18 protein-coding genes and 1 tRNA gene are annotated in these 18,480 nt (G+C 65.8%); 13 read left to right on the top strand and 6 right to left on the bottom strand.

Annotated elements, in window-relative coordinates; translation table 11 throughout:
• Positions 1-2: 2 nt before the first annotated feature.
• Positions 3-2,651 carry an aminopeptidase N gene (gene pepN, locus ACEQZ0_RS08805; protein WP_370190436.1) on the bottom strand — a complete coding sequence of 883 codons (2,649 nt, stop codon included), beginning with the start codon at positions 2,649-2,651 and terminating at the stop codon, positions 3-5.
• A 203-nt stretch (positions 2,652-2,854) separates the two neighbouring features.
• Here pepN and ACEQZ0_RS08800 point away from each other — a divergent pair, with 203 nt between their 5' ends.
• Positions 2,855-3,640, top strand: a complete 786-nt coding sequence (locus ACEQZ0_RS08800) for an SDR family NAD(P)-dependent oxidoreductase (RefSeq protein ID WP_370190434.1) — start codon at positions 2,855-2,857, stop codon at positions 3,638-3,640.
• Here the strand turns inward: ACEQZ0_RS08800 and ACEQZ0_RS08795 are convergent.
• On the bottom strand, positions 3,624-4,562 hold the full coding sequence (locus ACEQZ0_RS08795; protein ID WP_370190891.1) for a DMT family transporter: 939 nt from the start codon (positions 4,560-4,562) through the stop codon (positions 3,624-3,626). The two genes, ACEQZ0_RS08800 and ACEQZ0_RS08795, sit on opposite strands and share 17 nt — an antisense overlap.
• 2 nt (positions 4,563-4,564) lie before the next feature.
• On the bottom strand, positions 4,565-5,560 hold the full coding sequence (locus tag ACEQZ0_RS08790; RefSeq protein ID WP_370190432.1) for a low specificity L-threonine aldolase: 996 nt from the start codon (positions 5,558-5,560) through the stop codon (positions 4,565-4,567).
• A 53-nt stretch (positions 5,561-5,613) separates the two neighbouring features.
• Between ACEQZ0_RS08790 and ACEQZ0_RS08785 the strand changes: the two genes are divergently transcribed.
• Positions 5,614-5,910 (top strand): GNAT family N-acetyltransferase, encoded by a 297-nt coding sequence (locus ACEQZ0_RS08785; protein ID WP_370190430.1) that lies wholly within the window; start codon positions 5,614-5,616, stop codon positions 5,908-5,910.
• Here ACEQZ0_RS08785 and ACEQZ0_RS08780 read toward each other — a convergent pair.
• Both ACEQZ0_RS08780 and ACEQZ0_RS08775 read right to left on the bottom strand, forming a co-directional pair.
• Positions 5,907-7,436 carry a PH domain-containing protein gene (locus ACEQZ0_RS08780; protein WP_370190429.1) on the bottom strand — a complete coding sequence of 510 codons (1,530 nt, stop codon included), beginning with the start codon at positions 7,434-7,436 and terminating at the stop codon, positions 5,907-5,909. The two genes, ACEQZ0_RS08785 and ACEQZ0_RS08780, sit on opposite strands and share 4 nt — an antisense overlap.
• On the bottom strand, positions 7,433-7,900 hold the full coding sequence (locus tag ACEQZ0_RS08775; protein ID WP_370190426.1) for a PH domain-containing protein: 468 nt from the start codon (positions 7,898-7,900) through the stop codon (positions 7,433-7,435). The genes ACEQZ0_RS08780 and ACEQZ0_RS08775 overlap by 4 nt, the downstream gene beginning before the upstream one ends.
• Before the next feature lie 88 nt (positions 7,901-7,988).
• Between ACEQZ0_RS08775 and ACEQZ0_RS08770 the strand changes: the two genes are divergently transcribed.
• Positions 7,989-8,885: an SDR family oxidoreductase gene (locus tag ACEQZ0_RS08770; protein WP_370190424.1), complete on the top strand. Its 897-nt coding sequence runs from the start codon at positions 7,989-7,991 to the stop codon at positions 8,883-8,885.
• Positions 8,886-9,186: 301 nt separating this feature from the next.
• Here the strand turns inward: ACEQZ0_RS08770 and ACEQZ0_RS08765 are convergent.
• A tRNA-Thr gene (locus ACEQZ0_RS08765) sits at positions 9,187-9,261 on the bottom strand.
• Positions 9,262-9,375: 114 nt separating this feature from the next.
• On the opposite strand from ACEQZ0_RS08765, the gene ACEQZ0_RS08760 reads away from it, so the two are divergent.
• The 10 genes from ACEQZ0_RS08760 to ACEQZ0_RS08715 all read left to right on the top strand — a co-directional run bounded on the left by ACEQZ0_RS08760 (position 9,376) and on the right by ACEQZ0_RS08715 (position 18,433).
• A complete protein-coding gene (locus ACEQZ0_RS08760) occupies positions 9,376-9,519 on the top strand; it encodes a hypothetical protein (protein ID WP_370190423.1) in 144 nt (47 codons plus the stop codon).
• Positions 9,520-9,651: 132 nt separating this feature from the next.
• On the top strand, positions 9,652-10,338 hold the full coding sequence (gpmA, locus tag ACEQZ0_RS08755) for a 2,3-diphosphoglycerate-dependent phosphoglycerate mutase (RefSeq protein ID WP_370190422.1): 687 nt from the start codon (positions 9,652-9,654) through the stop codon (positions 10,336-10,338).
• A 1-nt stretch (position 10,339) separates the two neighbouring features.
• Positions 10,340-10,834: a 5-(carboxyamino)imidazole ribonucleotide mutase gene (gene purE, locus ACEQZ0_RS08750; RefSeq protein ID WP_370190421.1), complete on the top strand. Its 495-nt coding sequence runs from the start codon at positions 10,340-10,342 to the stop codon at positions 10,832-10,834.
• Positions 10,834-11,889 (top strand): 5-(carboxyamino)imidazole ribonucleotide synthase, encoded by a 1,056-nt coding sequence (locus tag ACEQZ0_RS08745; protein ID WP_370190419.1) that lies wholly within the window; start codon positions 10,834-10,836, stop codon positions 11,887-11,889. Before purE ends, ACEQZ0_RS08745 begins: the two co-directional genes overlap by 1 nt.
• A complete protein-coding gene (locus tag ACEQZ0_RS08740; RefSeq protein WP_370190418.1) occupies positions 11,886-12,392 on the top strand; it encodes a dihydrofolate reductase in 507 nt (168 codons plus the stop codon). The genes ACEQZ0_RS08745 and ACEQZ0_RS08740 overlap by 4 nt, the downstream gene beginning before the upstream one ends.
• Complete coding sequence (locus ACEQZ0_RS08735) at positions 12,389-13,558, top strand: dipeptidase (protein WP_370190416.1); 1,170 nt, start codon at positions 12,389-12,391, stop codon at positions 13,556-13,558. The genes ACEQZ0_RS08740 and ACEQZ0_RS08735 overlap by 4 nt, the downstream gene beginning before the upstream one ends.
• Entirely contained in the window at positions 13,555-14,481 is a 927-nt protein-coding gene (locus ACEQZ0_RS08730; protein WP_370190415.1) for a bifunctional riboflavin kinase/FAD synthetase, read from the top strand. Before ACEQZ0_RS08735 ends, ACEQZ0_RS08730 begins: the two co-directional genes overlap by 4 nt.
• 129 nt (positions 14,482-14,610) lie before the next feature.
• Positions 14,611-17,466 (top strand): isoleucine--tRNA ligase, encoded by a 2,856-nt coding sequence (gene ileS, locus ACEQZ0_RS08725; RefSeq protein ID WP_370190413.1) that lies wholly within the window; start codon positions 14,611-14,613, stop codon positions 17,464-17,466.
• Positions 17,463-18,011 (top strand): signal peptidase II, encoded by a 549-nt coding sequence (lspA, locus tag ACEQZ0_RS08720; protein ID WP_370190411.1) that lies wholly within the window; start codon positions 17,463-17,465, stop codon positions 18,009-18,011. The genes ileS and lspA overlap by 4 nt, the downstream gene beginning before the upstream one ends.
• Positions 18,011-18,433, top strand: coding sequence for a DUF3035 domain-containing protein (locus ACEQZ0_RS08715; protein ID WP_370190409.1), 423 nt, complete (start codon positions 18,011-18,013; stop codon positions 18,431-18,433). Before lspA ends, ACEQZ0_RS08715 begins: the two co-directional genes overlap by 1 nt.
• Positions 18,434-18,480: the final 47 nt, after the last annotated feature.

Below are 18,480 nucleotides of genomic sequence, written 5' to 3'. Positions count from 1 at the left end.
CCCTACCCCAGCGAGCGGGTTACCTGCTCGAAGGTGTCGCGCGAGAGCTTGGGCGCCGCTGCGATCCGTTCGAGCGCCCGGTGCATCAGGGCCGAACGCCCCGGTTCGATCCGTCGCCAGCGACCGAGCGGGGGGACGAACCGCGCTGCGGTTTGCGCGTTGATCGGATCGAGCTCGAGGATGAGGTCGGCGATCAACCGGTATCCTTCGCCGTCGGCGGCATGGAAAGCGGCAGGATTGGCGGCGAACGCCATGTAGAGCGCGCGGACCCGGTTGGGATTCCTGAGGGTGAAATCGGGATGGTCGCGCAGCGCCTTCACATGGTCGACCACCTGCGGGTGGAGCGAAGCCGCCTGGAGCGAGAACCACTTGTCGACCACCAGCGCATTGTCGCGGTAGCGTTCGTAGAAGTCGAGCAACCTGCCCGTGCGCGCACCACTGTCGAGCCCGGCAAGGACCATCAGCGCGCCCTGCCGGTCGGTCATGTTGTCGGCGCGATCGTATTGATACGCCGCCAGCTCGGCGGCCTTCTCCGCATCGCTCGCGGCGGCGTAGGCGAGCACCAGCGTCTTGACCTTGCGCGCGCCCTTGGCTTCCGCATCGAGCGAGAAGGCAACCTCTTGGGCGCGGTCGTAAAGCGTGTGCAATTGCGGCGCGAGCCGTGCACCCAGATCGGCCTTCAGCGCCTCGCGCTCGGCATGGATGCGGCCCGGGTCGGCGAGCAGCATCTGTTCGGCGAGATAGGCCTGGCTGGGCATCGACATAAGCTCGCCGCGCATCAGATCGTCGAGCGCCTCGTCCTCGATTACCGCCTGCATCGCCTGCGCGATGTCGGCGCGGGCGGCCTCGCGTTCATTGGCACCGAGGTCGCCCGAAACGGTCGCCACGAGATAGCCGGTCATCAGGTCCTGCATCGCCTCGTAACGGGCGAAGGGGTCATCATCGCGCGCGGCGAGAAAGACAAGCTCCTCGCGTGGCACGGCGCGCTCGATCTGGACCGGTGCGGAAAAGCTCCGGTTGATCGACAGGACCGGCTTCTCGGCGAAGCCATCGAAGGCGAATTCGGCGCTATCCTCGTCGAGGACCACCAGTTCCTCGCCGCGATGCTTGCCGCTTGCGCGGTCGAACAGAGCCAGCTTGAGCGGAATCGGCATGGGCTCTTTTTCGGGCTGGCCGGGGGTCGGGGGCACCGTCTGCGTGAGCCGGAGCCGCGCGACATCGCCGTCATGGTCGAGGCTGACGCCGACCTTGGGCGTACCGGCCTGCGCATACCAGCGGCGGAACCGGGTGAGGTCGAGCCCCGCCCCGTCCTCGATCGACGTGACGAAATCCTCGCAAGTCGCCGCCTCGCCGTCGTGGCGCTCGAAATAGAGGTCGGTGCCTTTGCGGAAGGCTTCCTCGCCCGCCATGGTGCGCATCATGCGGATCACCTCGGCACCCTTGTTGTAGACCGTTGCGGTATAGAAGTTACTGATCTCGCGATAGGAATCGGGTCGGATGGGGTGCGCCAGCGGCCCCGAATCCTCGGGGAATTGGGCGCCGCGCAACACGCGGACATCCTCGATCCGCTTGACCGGTTCGCTACCCATGTCCGCGCTGAACAGCTGGTCGCGCAGCACGGTGAAGCCTTCCTTGAGACTCAGCTGGAACCAGTCGCGGCAGGTGATGCGATTGCCCGACCAGTTGTGGAAGTACTCATGGCCGATGACCCCTTCGATTGCGTCGTAATCGCTGTCGGTCGCGGTCTCGGGGTCGGCCAGAACATATTTGGTGTTGAAGATGTTGAGGCCCTTGTTCTCCATCGCCCCCATGTTGAAGTCGGAGACTGCAACGATGTTGAACAGGTCGAGATCGTACTCGCGCCCGAAAACCTCTTCGTCCCACCTCATCGAACGCTTGAGGCTTTCCATCGCATGCTCTGTCCGCTCGAGATCGCCCTCGCGGACCCAGACGTTGAGCTCGACCTCGCGCCCGCTCATCGTGGTGAAACTGTCGCTGCGCGCGATCAGGTCGCCCGCGACCAGCGCGAAGAGGTAGCACGGCTTGGGCCAGGGATCGTGCCATTCGGCCCAGTGGCTATCGCCATCCTCGCCGGCACCGGTGCGGTTGCCGTTGCACAACAGCACTGGGAACTGCGCTTTGGGGCCGCTCATGCGCACGGTATAGGTGCTGAGCACGTCGGGCCGGTCGGGAAAGAAGGTGATCCGGCGGAAACCCTCGGCCTCGCACTGGGTGCAGAGCATGCCGTTCGAGGCATAGAGCCCCATCAGCTGCGTATTTGCGCTCGGATCGATCTCGGTCTCGATGCCGATCTCATGCGCTTCGCCGCTCAGCGTCAGCAGGAGATCGTCGCCGTCCATGGCGAAAGCCTGCGTCGGCTCGCCATCGACCGTGACGCTCGTCGGAACCAGCCCGTCGCCATTGAGACGGATGGTCCGCGAGGGCGCCGCCTTGTCGTTGCGTACCACGGTCAGCCCAGCCCGCACCCGCGTGCAGTCGAGCCCGAGTTCGAAGTCGAGCCGGGTCTCGGGCACCAGCCATGCAAAGGGTTGGTAATCCTCACGCCGGATTTCGGACGGCGCCTTGGGCTCGACGGCCGCATCGGCCATTTCGGGATTGCCGTCGGTGGCGGCGGTGCGAACGATATCCATGGAATTCCTGTCAGACGTGGTTCGAAGGTTGCTGTGTCATTTTCTTCAACGCCCGTCGATGACAAGTGTTCACTCGGCAGGCCGCCACTGTGGACCGATTGACAGATTCACCGGGGTGTCCCAGCAGCGCGTGGCCAGGGAAGGATAGCAATGCCCGATACGACTGCCGCACCACCCGTGCGCGCGCTCCGGCGCGTGATCGCATGAGCCGCCTGCTCATCTTCGGTCTCGGCTATACCGCCTCGCGCAGCGCAAACGCCCTGCGCGACCGCGGCTGGCAGGTCGACGCCACGGGCAGCGCGGGCAATCTGGATTTTGCAGATCGTGACGGGGTCGCTGCCGCGCTGCGGAATGCCAGCCATGTGCTCAGTTCGGTCCCACCCACCGACGCATGCGACCCGGTGCTCGACAAATACGGTGCAGCGCTGGGCGGAAAATGGCTCGGCTATCTCTCTTCGACCGGGGTCTATGGCGACACCGGCGGCGCGTGGGTCGACGAAGCGGCGCCGACCGGTGGGGGGCGTCGCACCGCGCGCGCAACATGCGATGCGCGCTGGCTCGCTCTCGGCGCGCGCGTTTTCCGCCTGCCCGGCATCTATGGGCCGGATCGCAGCGCGTTCGAGCGGGTCGAGCAGGGAAAAGCACACCGCATCGACCTGCCGGGACAGGTTTTCAGCCGAGTGCATGTGGACGATATCGTGGCAGGTGTCGTTGCCGCCGTCGACACCCGAGCCCCGGCGGGGGCTTATAATCTCGCCGACGATCTCCCGAGCAGCCAGAATGCGGTGATCGAGGAGGCCTGTCGCCTGCTGGGGCTTGCGCCGCCACCGCTCGTCACGGTCGAGGAAGCGAATCTGTCACCCACGGCACGCGGCTTCTATGCAGAAAACCGGAGAGTGGCGAACGGCAAGGCGCGGCGCCTGCTGGGCTGGATTCCGCGCTATCCGACCTATCGCGAAGGCCTCGCCGCAATCAGGGCTCGGGCGTAGCGCGCCGCGGCGGCGCGTTCGCCCGCCCGCGCATTGCGACCACCATGCCCGCCAGTGTGATTGCGGCCCCGACCGCTGGCAATGGGCCCCAGACGAAGCCTTCGAACAGTGTCGAAAGGGCCATGGCGATCACCGGCACGATCACCGAGCTGTAGGCCGCCCGCCCCGCGCCGACCTTGCGTACGAGACCGTAGTAGAGCGGGAACGTCACAACAGATCCGGCCAGACCTAGATAGAGGATGCCGAGCGCGTAGGACGGGCGCGGATCGAATTGCGGCGGGCCCTCGGTGGCCAGCGCGAACCCTGCATTAATGATCACCCCGACCACCATCGACCAGGCAAGCAGCGCGAGAAAGGGCTGTCTCTTCGCTCCGTCCATCGCCTGCGTAATGTTCGCCGCGCTGGCCGAAAGGATACCGCACAGCGTAAGGCCAGCCCCCAGCAGGACCTCTTCGAGCGTGGCGGGCGAGGACCGCCATTCATGCGCGAACAGCAGTGCCACGCCCACCGCGGCGATGGCCGATCCGAGGACGAAGGCGCCGGTGATCGGCTGGTGCAGGAGGATGCGCCCGAGCACGGCATTGGGCACCACCAGCAGCGCAAACATCACCGCGACGAGGCCCGAGGTGATGTGCGCTTCGGCCTGGTAGACGAAGGCGAAGTTGAGGGTAAACTGGAACAGGCCGAGCAGCAGCGCCCATCGCAGCCCGCCTCTGGTCAGCGCCAGCTGCTCGCCGCGCCACGCCGCCAGCGCGAACATGCCGGCCGCCGCCACCACGAAGCGGTACGCGATCGACCAGTTGGCCGGGACGCTGGCGATCTGGTCGCGGATCACCAGCCAGGTCCCGCCCCAGATCACGCTGACGAGCAGGAAGGCGGCGAAATTGCGCGGGGTGAAGAGGCTCTCGCCTTCGGGGGACATGCTCACAGGTCGGCGATCGCCCGGGCAAGCGCGCGCGCATCGTCCTCACGCGTGTTCCAGGCGGTCACGAAGCGCGCCGCATCCTCCCCCCAGTCGTAAAAGCCGAATCCATGCCGGCGCAGCGCGTCGCGCTCGGCGGAGGTGCAGCGGACGAAAAGCTCGTTCGCCTCCACCGGATGCATCAGCCGTTCGCCGCAGGCCGACGCGATCTCGCGTGCCGCGTCGTTGGCATGGCGGGCATTGGCCAGCCAGAGATCGCCATCGAGCATGGCGTGCAGCTGGGCAGCGAGGAAGCGTCCCTTCGATTGCAGGTGCCCGGCGCGCTTGCGACGATAGCGCGCGACATCGGCCAGCGCGGGATCGAAGAATACGATCGCCTCGGCACTCATCGCGCCGTTCTTGATGCAGCCGAAGCTCAGCGCATCGGCCGGGCCGACGGCCTCGCCCGGCGCGCAATCGAGAAAGGCGACGGCATTGGCGAAGCGCGCGCCATCGACATGGAAGCCGAGCCCGCGCTTGCGCGCCACCCCGGCAATCGCGGCGATCTCGTCCGGACGATAGCTGCAGCCATACTCACTCGCCTGGGTGATCGAGATCGCATGCGGCTGGACCTGGTGCACGTCGTCGCGGATCGGGTCTATCACCGCGCCGATCGCGTCCGGGGTCAGCTTGGCGCCCTCGCCCTGCGCCAGCATCAATTTGGCACCGTGAAGGTAAAAGCCCGGCGCGCCGCCCTCGTCGACCTCGATATGCGCCTCTTCATGGCACACGACGCCGCCGTGCGGGGGGACCATGGTCGCCAGCGCAAGGCAATTCGCCGCGGTCCCTGTTGCCACCCACAATGCCGTGCACGGACGACCGAAAACTGCGGAAAAACGCTCGTCGAGCGCGTGGCTTAACGTATCCCCATCATAGGGGGAATCGGGTGCATCGGCGGCCTTGAGGGCATCCCAGACGGCGGGGTGGACGGCTGCTGCGTTGTCGGACAGGAACTGCATTGGAACGCCATAAACGGCAATGCGTTGCTTGCCCAGAAAGGAAACTTTCGACTATGAATTCGGATGAAATTGTAATCGAGCGGCGCAATAGGGTCACGCACGGCGAATATGTGGCAAGTTTCGATGAAAAAGCCACTGCCGGACGGCTGAGCTGGACCTTGCGCGACGGGGCTCGCGATGCCCAGCACACCCATGTGCCCGCGGCGATGCGCGGACGCGGCATTGCCGCGCGACTGGTCGAGGCCCTCGTCCGCGACGCCCGCAGCGAAGGGTTCAAGATCATCCCGAGCTGTACCTATGTCGCGGCGCAGTTCGACAGGCACCCCGACTGGGCCGATTTGCGCGCTTAATCGCCCTCCACGCGGCTTTCGACCACCGACGAAAAATCCCGCTCGGCCATGCTTAGGAGCACGGCATTGCGGATCCGCCGGGCATCTCCAAGCGCCAGTCCGCGCATCCGCAGCTGCCCCCCGGCAAGGCCGAAATGCAGGGTGGCATAACCGCGCAAGCGCGCCAGCGGATGGCGAACGATCTCGACCGACTGCAGTTTTTCGCGGGCCGCAATCGTCAGGCGCGGCGCCAGCCAGCCATGCCGCACATAGAGCTGGCGCCGGCCGATCGCGTGCCGATGCCAGCGCCAGCGCAGAAACCCGTGCACCCCGATCAGCGGCCCGCCCAGCAGCAGGGGCACGAGCGCAAGATCGATCCGCCCCAGGATCGCGGCACCCACCGCGATAGCGCCCATTGCTGCCAGGCCCAGCAGAAAGCCATCGATGCAGGAGGCTGGCGCCGCGCGGTGCCATTCGACGGCGTCGTCCGGCAAGGCGAAGCCCGTTTCGGCCACGACCGGGGCGATTTCCTCAATCTGCGCGAAGGGCACGGCTTCGTGATTGGCCGAGCCGCTGTCGCTGGCGAGGCTCACCAGCTTGAGCGAGTGCCAGCCGAACAACCGCCGCACCGGACCGGTCCTGACGCGCAGCGCCTGAACCCGGTGAACCGGCATGACCAGATCGGTACGCGTGAGCAGCCCGCGACGGCGGCGGAGCCCCTTGTCACTACGCTCGAGGCGGAACCCCCATTCGCGCAATGTGGTGCGAATCACGCCGGTGGCCACGCCGACGAGCACGAGCGAGCCGAACGCGACGGCGATGCCCACGACCTGCGCGAGGAAGCCCAGCCCGGCAAGCCATTGGCCCGGAGCGGCGAACTGTTCGCGCCACGCGCGCCAGTCCCAGACCTCGAAAGGAAGGAGGAAGTCGAACTGTTGTGCGAGACCGCCAAGGACCGCGACGATAGCGAGAGAGAATTCGAAGAAGCCGAAAGTAAGCACACGCCGGGGGGACATGGCGAAGAGCAGCTGCGGCTGCTCCGCCGGGGACAGATCCTGCCCCCCCGACTCCGCCATGCCTTCCTCGCGCCGGCTGCGCACCAGCTCTCGCAAACGCTCGCCCTCGCTCTCGGGAAGGTAGGCTAGCGCAATGTCGTCGCCACCGCCCGCCCCGGTCTCGAACTTGACTTCGACCAGACCGAACAGGCGCGGGATGGGCTTCTGTTCGAGGCTCACATCCTGGATGCGTTCGTAGGGCACAGAGCGTGCCGAGCGCGACAGCACGCCGCTCTCGACGCGGATATCTGCGGAACCGACCGTGTAGGTGAGGCGGCGCCAGCGCAGATAGGCGAACAGGAGGTTGGCCCCGACCACCGCAACGACCAGCGGCACGAAATAGGCGACGACATCGTCGAACTTGCCTTCGTCGAAAATGGCGAAGCCCCCGACCAGAATGGGGAGCACCAGCTGCGACAGCAACGAGATCGCGCGCACGACGAATGTGCGCGGATCGGTCCGTCGCGGAGCGGCTTCCGGGGCCTCGCTCACCGCGTATCGCGCCCGATTGCCGCGCGGATCCGTTCACGCATGGCGCTCGCGTCCTCACGGCGCAGGCCGGGCAGCGAGACCGAGGCATTGTGCGTTCCTGCGGTGTGGACGGTCAGCGTTGCAAGCCCGTAGGCCCGCTCGAGCGGGCCCTGCCCCACGTCGATATGCTGGACCCGGCCGAAAGGGACGACCGTATCGGCACGGAAGATCACGCCGCGCACCACGCGTAACCGTTCCTGCTCGAGCGAATAACCGCGCGCATTGTATCGGCGCAGCGGAACCCGGATCAGCCCATAGGCGATCACCAGTAGCGCGGGGATCCACACCGCGCCCGCCCACCCTGGTATCGCAATTTCGGCAATCGTCGCCGCAACGAGCAGCACCAGCGCACCAAGCGCCAGCTGCACGCGCAGCATCGACTTGTAGGCGGGATCGAGCGGGATCAGGTCGTCGGGATCATTCATGCCGTCCTAGCTAGGCAATACAGCTTGGCGATACAATTGGGTTTCCGCCCATCGGGTCGCTATGCCGTCTGCAGAAGGAGAGAGCGCGATGGATATTTCCAAGCTGATGTTCCGCAATCGCCTGCTCGAGGGCGAACGCATCCTAGTCACGGGCGGCGGCACCGGGCTGGGGCGCGAAATGGCGGAGGCCTTCGTCAGCCTCGGCGCCGAGGTGCATATCTGCGGCCGGCGGCAAGGCAAGCTCGACGAAACCGCCCAGGACCTGACCGACCGCCATGGCGGGACGATCATCGGCCATGCCTGCGACATTCGCGATCCCGAGGCGATCCAGGCGATGGTAGAGGCGATCTGGCAGCACGGCCCACTGACCGGCGTCGTCAACAATGCCGCGGGCAACTTCATCAGCCGGACCGAGGACCTGTCGGTCGGCGGGTTCAATGCCATCAGCGACATCGTCTTTCGCGGCAGCTTCTATGTCACGCTCGAAGTCGGCAAGCGGCTGATCGCCGAGCAGCGCAGAGCGAGCTTCCTCTCGATCCTGACGACATGGGTATGGAATGGCGGACCCTTCGTGGTGCCGAGCGCGATGAGCAAGGCCGGGCTCAATGCGATGACGCAGAGCCTCGCGGTCGAATGGGGGCGCTACGGCCTGCGCTTCAATGCCATTGCGCCGGGGCTTTTCCCCACCGACGGGATGAGTGCGCGCCTGTCGCCAGCCGGACGCGGTGGAAATTCGCACGACGAGATGAACCCGATGGGCCGCCATGGTGAAATGCACGAACTTGCCAATCTGGCGGTATTCCTGATGGGTCCGGGCGCCGAATGGGTCAACGGCCAGACGATCGCCGTCGATGGCGGCGGATACCAGGCGCATGGCGGCAACTTCTATGCCGCGCTCAAGGACATGCGTGACGAGCAGTGGGACGCGATGCGCGCGATGATCAAGGGCACAAATGCGAAGGACAAGGCGGAGCGTTCGACTTAGGTTGTGCCGCGCATTCGGTTGTTTGTTTAGCCTCAAGCGTCGGCGGGCCCATCCGGGCCCTCAGGCTATCCTCGCTCATGCGACCTGAAGGTCGCGTCGCTGCGGGCGCGCAGTCGCGCTTGCCTCGCCTATCGACTCGGAAATCACAGCCATTCGCTTGCAATCGCAAGGGCACCGGGCCGGCGGAGGCCCGGCAAGGGCGACCGCCCGCCCGCAGCGGGTGTAGCTTGCTGCACGCATAGCGAGGACGCGCCCGCGGATGCGGGTGCGAAAAACAAGAGATCCATTTTTCTTCGAAAAATGGTGCTGCTGGGGAGGATTGAACTCCCGGCCTCACCCTTACCAAGGGTGCGCTCTACCACTGAGCTACAGCAGCACATCTCGCCCACCAGCCAAGCCGGTGGGGTGGAGGCGCGCGCTATTGGCAGACGGGGCGCATAAGTCAACCTTAGCTTGCAGCCGCGAGGCAATTTCGCAAAAGGAATGCGCCATGAGCGCCGAAAACGACAAGATGACGCGCGAAGAGCGTCTCGCCGCGAAACTTCGTGAGAACCTGCGCCGCCGCAAGGGCCAGGCGCGCGAAATGCGCGAATCGGATGCAGACGGGGTTTCCAAGCCGGACGAGGGCCGCTAGCGGACGGTCCACATTCTTGTCCCGCTGACGCGGGGATGCGGTGCCAGCCCACTCCCCACCCGGCCACCCAATCAGTATCGTGCCGTGGGTGGCCGGGTGGGGAGTGGGCTGGAGCCGGAAACGGGAGCAGATATGTCGAAGCTTATCCTCGTCCGCCACGGCCAGAGCGAGTGGAACCTCGCCAACCGCTTTACCGGCTGGTGGGATGTCGACCTTACCGAAAAGGGCGAGGAGGAAGCGCGCGCCGCGGGCGAGCTGATGAAGGCCAAGGGCGTCCTGCCGACGGTCGCCTTCACCAGCGTGCAGAAACGGGCGATCAAGACGCTCAACATCGCGCTCGAAGCCTGCGACCGCCTGTGGATCCCGGTCACTCGCGACTGGCACTTGAACGAACGTCACTATGGCGGGCTTACCGGGCTCGACAAGCAGCAGACGCGCGAGAAGCAAGGCGACGAGCAGGTGCACATCTGGCGCCGCAGCTTCGACGTCCCTCCGCCCGAACTCGAAAAGGGCAGCGAGTTCGATCTTTCGGACGACCCTCGTTATGCCGGGATCGACGTGCCGCGCACCGAGAGCCTCAAGCTCACCATCGAGCGTGTGCTGCCCTATTGGGAAGAGGCGATCCTGCCGCAGCTCGCCAAGGGCGAAAACGTGATTATCTCGGCGCATGGCAATTCCTTGCGCGCGCTGGTCAAGCACCTCTCGAACATCTCCGACGACGACATCACCGGGCTGGAGATCCCCACCGGCCAGCCGATCGTCTACGATTTCGACGGCGCGAAGGTGTCGGGCGAACGCTATTACCTGAAGGATGCGTGAGATGGCAGCGGAGGGAACAGCGAAGGTTGCCATCGTCATGGGCAGCCAGTCGGACTGGTCTACCATGACCTGCGCCGCCGAGGTGCTCGACGAACTTGGCGTGACGACCGATATCCGCATCGTCTCCGCCCATCGCACGCCCGAACGGATGTATGATTTCGCCAAGGGTGCAGCGGACACAGGCTTCGAGGTCATCATAGCGGGCGCCGGCGGTGCGGCGCATCTGCCGGGCATGATCGCCGCGCTCACGCACCTGCCGGTGCTCGGCGTACCGGTGCAGTCGAATGCACTTTCGGGACAGGACAGCCTGCTTTCGATCGTCCAGATGCCAGCCGGTGTCCCCGTCGGCACACTGGCGATCGGCAAGGCCGGGGCGACCAATGCCGGCCTGCTCGCCGCCGCGATCCTCGCCAATCACGACCCCGCGCTCTCGCAGCGACTGCAGGAGTGGCGCGCGGCCCGCAGCGCGGCGGTGGCCGAGCGACCGGTCGACTGATGCTCAAGCGGGGCGGCACGATCGGCATTCTCGGCGCCGGCCAGCTCGGCCGGATGATGGCGATGAGCGCCGCGCAACTCGGCTATCGCTGTATCGCCTATGCGCCCGATGGCGACAATGTCGCGGGCCAGGTCTGCGACGACCTGTTCACCAACAAGTGGGACGACACTGCCGCGCTCGCCGCCTTCGCCGCCCGGTGCGACGTGGTGACCTGGGAATTCGAGAACGTCCCCGTCGCCACCGCCAGCGCCATGCCCGAGGGTCGCATCTTCCCGCATCCGCGCGCGCTCGAGACCGCGCAGGACCGCTTGAACGAGAAGCGCTTCGTCGAGGGGCTCGGCGGCAGGCCGGCGGCCTATGCCCGCGTCGACTCGCGCGCCGACCTGGAGGCCGCGGTCGACCGGTTGGGCGCGCCCGGCATCCTCAAGACGCGCCGCGACGGATACGACGGCAAGGGCCAATGGCGAATCGGCTCGGACCGCGAGGCGCAGGGCCTGCACCTGCCCGAAATGCCGCTGATCTACGAAGGCTTCGTCGAGTTCGAGGCCGAGTTCTCGGTTATCCTCGTGCGCGGGCAGGATGGCGAGATCCGCTTCTGGGGTTCGACCCGCAACACGCATGAGGACGGGATTCTCGCGACCTCCTCGCTCCCCGCGGGCGAAGCGATCGAGGCGCAGGTCGGCGAAGCGCGCGAGCTCGCGCGGCAGGTCGCCGATGCGCTCAAATATGTCGGCGTGCTGACGCTCGAATTCTTCGCCACGCGCGAAGGGCCGGTGTTCAACGAGATGGCCCCGCGGGTGCACAATTCGGGTCACTGGACGATCGAGGGCGCGGCCACCAGCCAGTTCGAGAACCATATCCGCGCGGTGGCGGGCCTGCCGCTGGGCGACACCGCGACGGTGGCGCAATCGGTCACCATGACCAATATCATCGGCAAGGACATCAAGCGGGCCCAGGCGCACCTGACGGCGCCCGACACGCACCTCCACGATTACGGCAAGGCCAAGGTGCGCGAGGGGCGCAAGATGGGCCACGTGACGCGGCTCGAACGGTGAGCCTTTTTCTCATCTATGCCCGCGCGGCCAATGGCTGCATCGGCAAGGACGGCGCGCTGCCGTGGCACCTGCCCGCCGACCTCAAGCGCTTCAAGGCGCTGACCATGGGCCAGGAAAATCAGGGCCTCCCGATGATCATGGGGCGCAAGACCTTCGAGAGCCTGCCCGGCCTGCTCCCCGGGCGCCGCCATATCGTGCTCACGCGCAAGGAGCGCTGGGATTCGACCGGCGCCGAAGTTGCCCGCTCGGTCGAGGAAGCGCTCGCGCTGGCGGGCGCAGGCGACGACGGGGGCGAGATCGCGGTCATCGGCGGCGCGGCGATCTACGACGTGTTCATGGAACATGCCGACCGCATCGAGCTGACCGAAATTCATGCCGATTTCCAGGGCGACACCTTCATGCCCCCGCTCGGCCCCGAATGGGAAACGGTCGCGCGAGAGGATTTCGACGGCGAGGACGGGCGCCCCGCCTACAGCTTCGTCACGCTGGAGCGGGCTGCGTGAAGCGCAAGCTGATCCTCGGCCTGCTCGGCGTAATCGTCCTCGCGTTGGCGGGCTTCTTCCTGCTTGCACCCGGCGTGGTCGAGCGGAGCATGAACAAGATCGACGGCAAGCCGCTGATCGCCGTCTCCGACGAAGCGAAGGCGCTCCAGAAAACCCTTACCATCGTCGACCTGCATTCGGACACGCTACTGTGGAAACGCAGCGTGCTCGACGCGGCCGACCGGGGGCACATGGATCTGCCGCGGCTCGAAGAGGGCAATGTCGCATTGCAGGTCTTCTCGAGCGTGACCAAGACCCCCAAGGGGCAGAATTACGACGCGAACGGCGCCGACAGCGACAACATCACCATGCTTGCGGTCGCGCAGCTCCAGCCGATGCGGACATGGAACAGCCTGCTCGAACGCTCGCTCTGGCACGCACAGAAATTGCAGGCGGCAGCCGAGGCGTCCGATGGCGAGCTGGTGCGGGTAATCGACGATGCCGCGCTCGATTCGCTGCTGGAAAGCCGTGCCGGCGCGAACAGGCCGGTCGGCGCGCTGTTCAGCGCCGAGGGGCTCCAAAGTCTCGAAGGCGATATCGCCAATCTCGACCGGCTCTATGACGCGGGCATGCGTATGGCGGGGCTGACGCATTTCTTCGACAACCGCCTCGCCGGCTCGATGCACGGCCTGGAAAAAGGCGGGCTGACCCCCTTCGGACGCGCGGTGGTGCGCAAGATGGAGGCCAAGGGCATGATCGTCGACATCGCGCATTGCAGCCACCGCTGCGTCGCCGACATCCTCGCGATGGCGCAGCGCCCGGTGGTGTCGAGCCATGGCGGGGTGCAGGCTACCTGCAAGGTCAATCGCAACCTCACCGACGCGGAAATCCGCGGTGTCGCGAAAACCGGCGGCGTGGTCGGCATCGGCTATTGGGACGGCGCGATCTGCGGCACCGATCCGCGCGCCACCGCCAGGGCGATGAAACACGTTCGCGACCTCGTCGGAATCGAGCATGTCGCGCTCGGCAGCGACTTCGACGGGGCGACGACGGTGCGGTTCGACACCGCACAATTGGTTCAAGTGACGCAGGCGCTGCTCGACGAGGGATTCACACCGGAAGAAATCCGCGCGGCGATGGGCGGCAATGCGCTGCGCGTGATCCGCGCGGGGCTGGTCCCCCAATGAGATTTCTCGACCATCGCGAACCGCTACCCGAATCGCTGCGCGGCGCGATCATAGCGCTGGGCAATTTCGACGGCTTCCACCTCGGCCACCAGGCGGTGGCGGGCGAGGCGATCCGCTGGGCGCGCGAGGAAGGCCGTCCCGCGATCATCGCCACCTTCGATCCGCACCCGGTGCGGCATTTCAAGCCCGATGCCCCACCCTTCCGGCTGACCACGCTCGAACAGCGGCAGGAACTCTATCTCGCCGCCGGGGCGACTGCGATGCTGGTGTTCCATTTCGACGGCGAACTGGCGGGCACCACGGCGGAGGATTTCGTCGTCAAGCTGCTCGGCGAGCATCTCGGCGTCTCCGGAGTGGTGACGGGCGGGGATTTCACCTTTGGCAAGGCGCGCGGCGGCAATTTCGAAAAGCTGGTGGAACTCGGCAAGGACGTGGGGATCGAGGCGCGCGCGGTGCAGCCGGTGATGGACCACGGCGAGCCCGTTTCCTCCAGCCGCGTGCGCGATGCACTGCGCGCAGGCGACCCGCAGGAGGCGGCGCGACTGCTGACCCGCCCCTTCGCGATCCGCGGCGTGGTCCAGCACGGCGACAAGCGCGGCCGCGAAATCGGCTATCCCACCGCCAATTTGCCGGTCGAGCATTACCTGCGCCCCAAATACGGGATCTACGCGGTGACCGGGCGCATCCTCGCCACCGGGCAGGAGCTGAAAGGCGCCGCCAATATCGGCGTGCGCCCGCAGTTCGACCCGCCCAAGGAATTGCTCGAACCCTATTTCTTCGATTTTTCGGGCGATCTCTACGGCCAGGAAATCGAGGTCGCCTTCCACCACTTCCTGCGCGGCGAGGCGAAGTTCGATTCGCTCGACGCGCTGGTGGCGCAGATGGAGAAGGATTGCGACGAGGCGCGACGCCTGCTCGGCTGAGCTTCCTCAGTCATTGCGAGCGAAGTGAAGCAATCCAGTCCCGCGCTATCTGGATTGCCGCGTTGCCTGCGGCTCCTCGCAATGACGAGTATTTGCAGCGGACGCACTTACCGCTAAGGCGCGCAGCCTATGTCCGAGAAGCGCGATTACAGAGACACGGTCTTCCTGCCCAAGACCGATTTCCCCATGAAGGCCGGCCTCCCGCAGAAGGAGCCGGGCATTGCCGCGCGCTGGCAGGACGAGAAGCTCTACGAACAGCTGCGCAAGAGCCGACAGGGGCGCGAAAAGTTCATCTTCCACGACGGCCCGCCCTACGCCAATGGCGACATGCATATCGGCCATGCGCTCAACCACACGCTCAAGGACATGGTCTGCCGCACGCAGAACCTGCTTGGGCGTGACGCGCCCTACGTGCCCGGCTGGGACTGCCACGGCCTCCCGATCGAGTGGAAGGTCGAGGAACAGTACCGCAAGAAGAAGAAGAACAAGAACGACGTTCCGGCGAAGGAATTCCGCGCCGAATGCCGCGCCTATGCGCAGCACTGGGTCGACGTGCAGCGCGAGCAGCTCAAGCGTCTCGGCATCATGGCCGACTGGGACAATCCCTACCTGACCATGGATTTCGAGGCCGAGGCCACGATCGTCGCCGAGCTGATGAAGTTCGCCGAGGCGGGCAATCTCTATCGCGGCTCGAAGCCGGTGATGTGGAGCCCGGTCGAGGAAACCGCGCTGGCCGAGGCCGAGGTCGAATATGAGGACATCACCTCGACGCAGATCGACGTGGCTTTCGAGATCACGGAATCGCCCATCCCCGAACTGGTCGGCGCGCACGCGGTAATCTGGACGACGACGCCCTGGACGATCCCGGTGAACCAGGCGATCGCCTATGGGCCGGAGGTTGAGTATGTGTGGTTCACGATTGCAGCTGGCGGTCCGTATGACATTGTGTCGGGCTCTGCGCCACCACGCACCAATTTTGACGATCACGGTCAAAAGTCTTTTTTGATCGCATTGCCGCTGCTTGAAGAATTTCAGAAGCGTACAGGATTGATTGCAGCTGAAGGTGCCTACAGGCGCACGTTCAAAGGTTCCGACCTCGCCGGAACCGTCGTGCGCCACCCGATGCACAAGCTCGGCGGGTTCTACGCCAGGCCGCGTCCCTTCCTGCCGGGCGATTTCGTTACCACCGACAGCGGTACGGGCCTCGTCCATATGTCGCCCGACCATGGCGAGGACGATTTCCTGCTGTGCCGCGCCAATGGGATCGAGCCGGTCTTCGCGGTCATGGGCGACGGGCGCTACCGCGACGACTGGGAGTGGCTCGGCGGCGAGGACGACCGCCGCCGCGCGGTGATCAACAAGCAATTCAACGCCCCCGACGGCCCGATCTGTTCGGATTTGCGCGAGGCGGGCGCGCTGCTTTCGGCCAGCGACGACTACCAGCATTCCTATCCGCATAGCTGGCGCTCGAAGGCCAAGGTCATCTATCGCTGCACGCCGCAATGGTTCGTGCCGATGGACAAGGAGCTTGCCGGCGGCGGAACGCTGCGTGGGCGCGCCATGCAGGCCATCGCCGATACGCGCTTCATTCCCGAAAAGGGCCGCAACCGCATCGGTTCGATGGTCGAGGGCCGTCCCGACTGGGTGCTTTCCCGCCAACGCGCCTGGGGCGTGCCGATCACGCTGTTCGTCAAGAACGGCACGGGCGAGTACCTGCAGGACGCCGAGGTCAATGCGCGCGTGATTGCTGCGGTACGCGAAGAGGGTGTTGACGCCTGGGACGAGGCGCGCAAGGCCGAATTCCTCGGCGCCGACCATAATCCCGACGAGTACGAGATGGTCACCGATATTCTCGACGTCTGGTTCGATTCGGGCTGCACGCATGCCTTCGTGCTCGAAAGCGGGCGCTGGCCCGAAATGCGCTGGCCCGCCGATCTCTATCTCGAAGGCAGCGACCAGCATCGCGGCTGGTTCCAGTCCTCGCTGCTCGAAAGCTGCGCCACGCGCGGCCGCGCGCCCTACGACCAGATCCTGACGCATGGCTTCACCATGGCGAGCGACGGGCGCAAGATGTCGAAGAGCCTCGGCAACACGGTCGATCCCTTGAAGGTCATGGAGCAGTACGGCGCCGACATCATCCGGCTGTGGGCTCTGAGCGTCGATTCGACCGAAGACCACCGCATCGGCGACGAGATCCTCAAGGGCACGGGCGACCAGTATCGCAAGCTGAGGAACACCTTCCGCTACCTGCTCGGCGCGCTCGACGGCTTCGTCGGCGACATGGGCGATGTCGGCGAGGTGCCCGAGCTCGAGCTCCATGTCCTCGCGCTGCTCGCCGATCTCGACGGCAAGCTGCGCCGGGCGGTCGAAGACTACGACTTCAACGCCTACACGCGCCTGCTGGTCGATTTCTGCAACGAGGACCTCTCGGCCTTCTACTTCGATATCCGCAAGGACGTGCTCTATTGCGACGGGCCCGACAGCGTGAAACGCAATGCCTATCGCACCGTGCTCGACATCCTGTTCCATGCGCTGGTCCGCTATGCCGCGCCGGTGCTGGTGTTCACCGCCGAGGAAGTGTGGACCACGCGCTATCCCGATGGCGGCAGCGTCCATTTGCTCGAATGGCCCAAGGTCCCGGGCGTGAGCGCCGACGGCGCGCGCTGGGATGCGCTGCGCAAGCTGCGCGAGGAGGTGATGGAGGCGATCGAGCCGCTGCGCCGCGAGAAGGTGATCCGTTCCGGCCTCGAAGCCGATGTCGTCGTGCCCGCCGCTGCGGTGCCCGAAGGCTTTTCCGACGCCGATCTCGCCGAGCTGTTCATCACCGCGTCAGTCGCGCGTGGCGATAGCGGGGCGGTGACGGTCACGCGGACATCGGAAAGCAAATGCGGGCGCTGCTGGCGCCTGCTGCCCAGCGTGGCTGAGGACGGCGATCTGTGCGATCGCTGCGAGGATGTCGTCGCCCAGATGGACGAAGTGGCATGAGCCCGGTCCTGCGCAATCGCCTGATCGGCTGCGTCACTGCGCTCGGCATCTTCGCCGTCGACCAGTGGAGCAAGAATTTCGTCACCAAGGGGCTCGGCATCGATCGCATCGGCGACGCGATGGAACTGCTGCCCTTCTTCGACCTGCGCTTCACCCGCAATTTCGGCGTCTCGCTCGGCATGTTCGAGGCGAGCAGCCCCGAGATGCGCTGGGCCCTGGTGCTGGTCACCGGGATCATCGCGCTGGTAGTGACCGTGTGGATGATGCGCGAGAAGCTGCTTGGCGATATCCTCGCGCTGTCGCTGATCCTCGGCGGGGCGCTGGGCAATATCAAGGACCGCTACGATCTCGGCTATGTGGTCGATTTCGCCGACCTGCATTTCGGGGATTTCCGCCCCTTCCTCATTTTCAACCTCGCCGATGCGGCTATCACCATCGGCGTCGTCATCGTCCTTGCACGGGCCTTCTTCATGCGCGACAAGGACATGGCAGAGGTCGATGGCCTCATGAACAGCAAGGCGGCCGAGACCGCGGAGAGCAAGTGATGACCAAATTCGCCCGTTTCGCCCCAAGAATTGCAATTCTCGCCGGCCTCGGCGCCATGACCGCCGCCTGCGGTGGCAGCGGCCTGTTCAACCGCGATCGGCCCGACGAGTTTGCCGTGCAACGCCAGGCGCCGCTGGTGGTCCCGCCCGATTTCAACCTCGTGCCTCCGCAGCCCGGCGCCCCGCGCCCGGCCGAAGGCAGCGCCGCGACGCAGACGCTGGAAGCGCTGTTTGGCGGTCCGCAGGCACGCAGCAGCGTCGAGACCAGCCTGCTCGAACGTGCGGGCAGCGCAGCGCCCGGCATCCGCAGCGCGGTGGGCGATCCGAACACCGCGACGGTCGCCAAGGGCACCGTCACCCGCGACATCATCGCCGCCCCCGAAGGCGACGGCGCGAGTGCCAGTGCGGTGATTCCGGGCTAGTTTTGCGTTTCGCACCGGCATCCGCCGGTGGGTCCGGATTCTTTGTT

Origin of the sequence: Qipengyuania sp., assembly GCF_964227205.1 — a bacterium.
Taxonomy (GTDB): domain Bacteria; phylum Pseudomonadota; class Alphaproteobacteria; order Sphingomonadales; family Sphingomonadaceae; genus Qipengyuania.
Note: the sequence above shows the minus strand (reverse complement) of the source record. Positions and strands in the feature narration are given on the sequence as shown.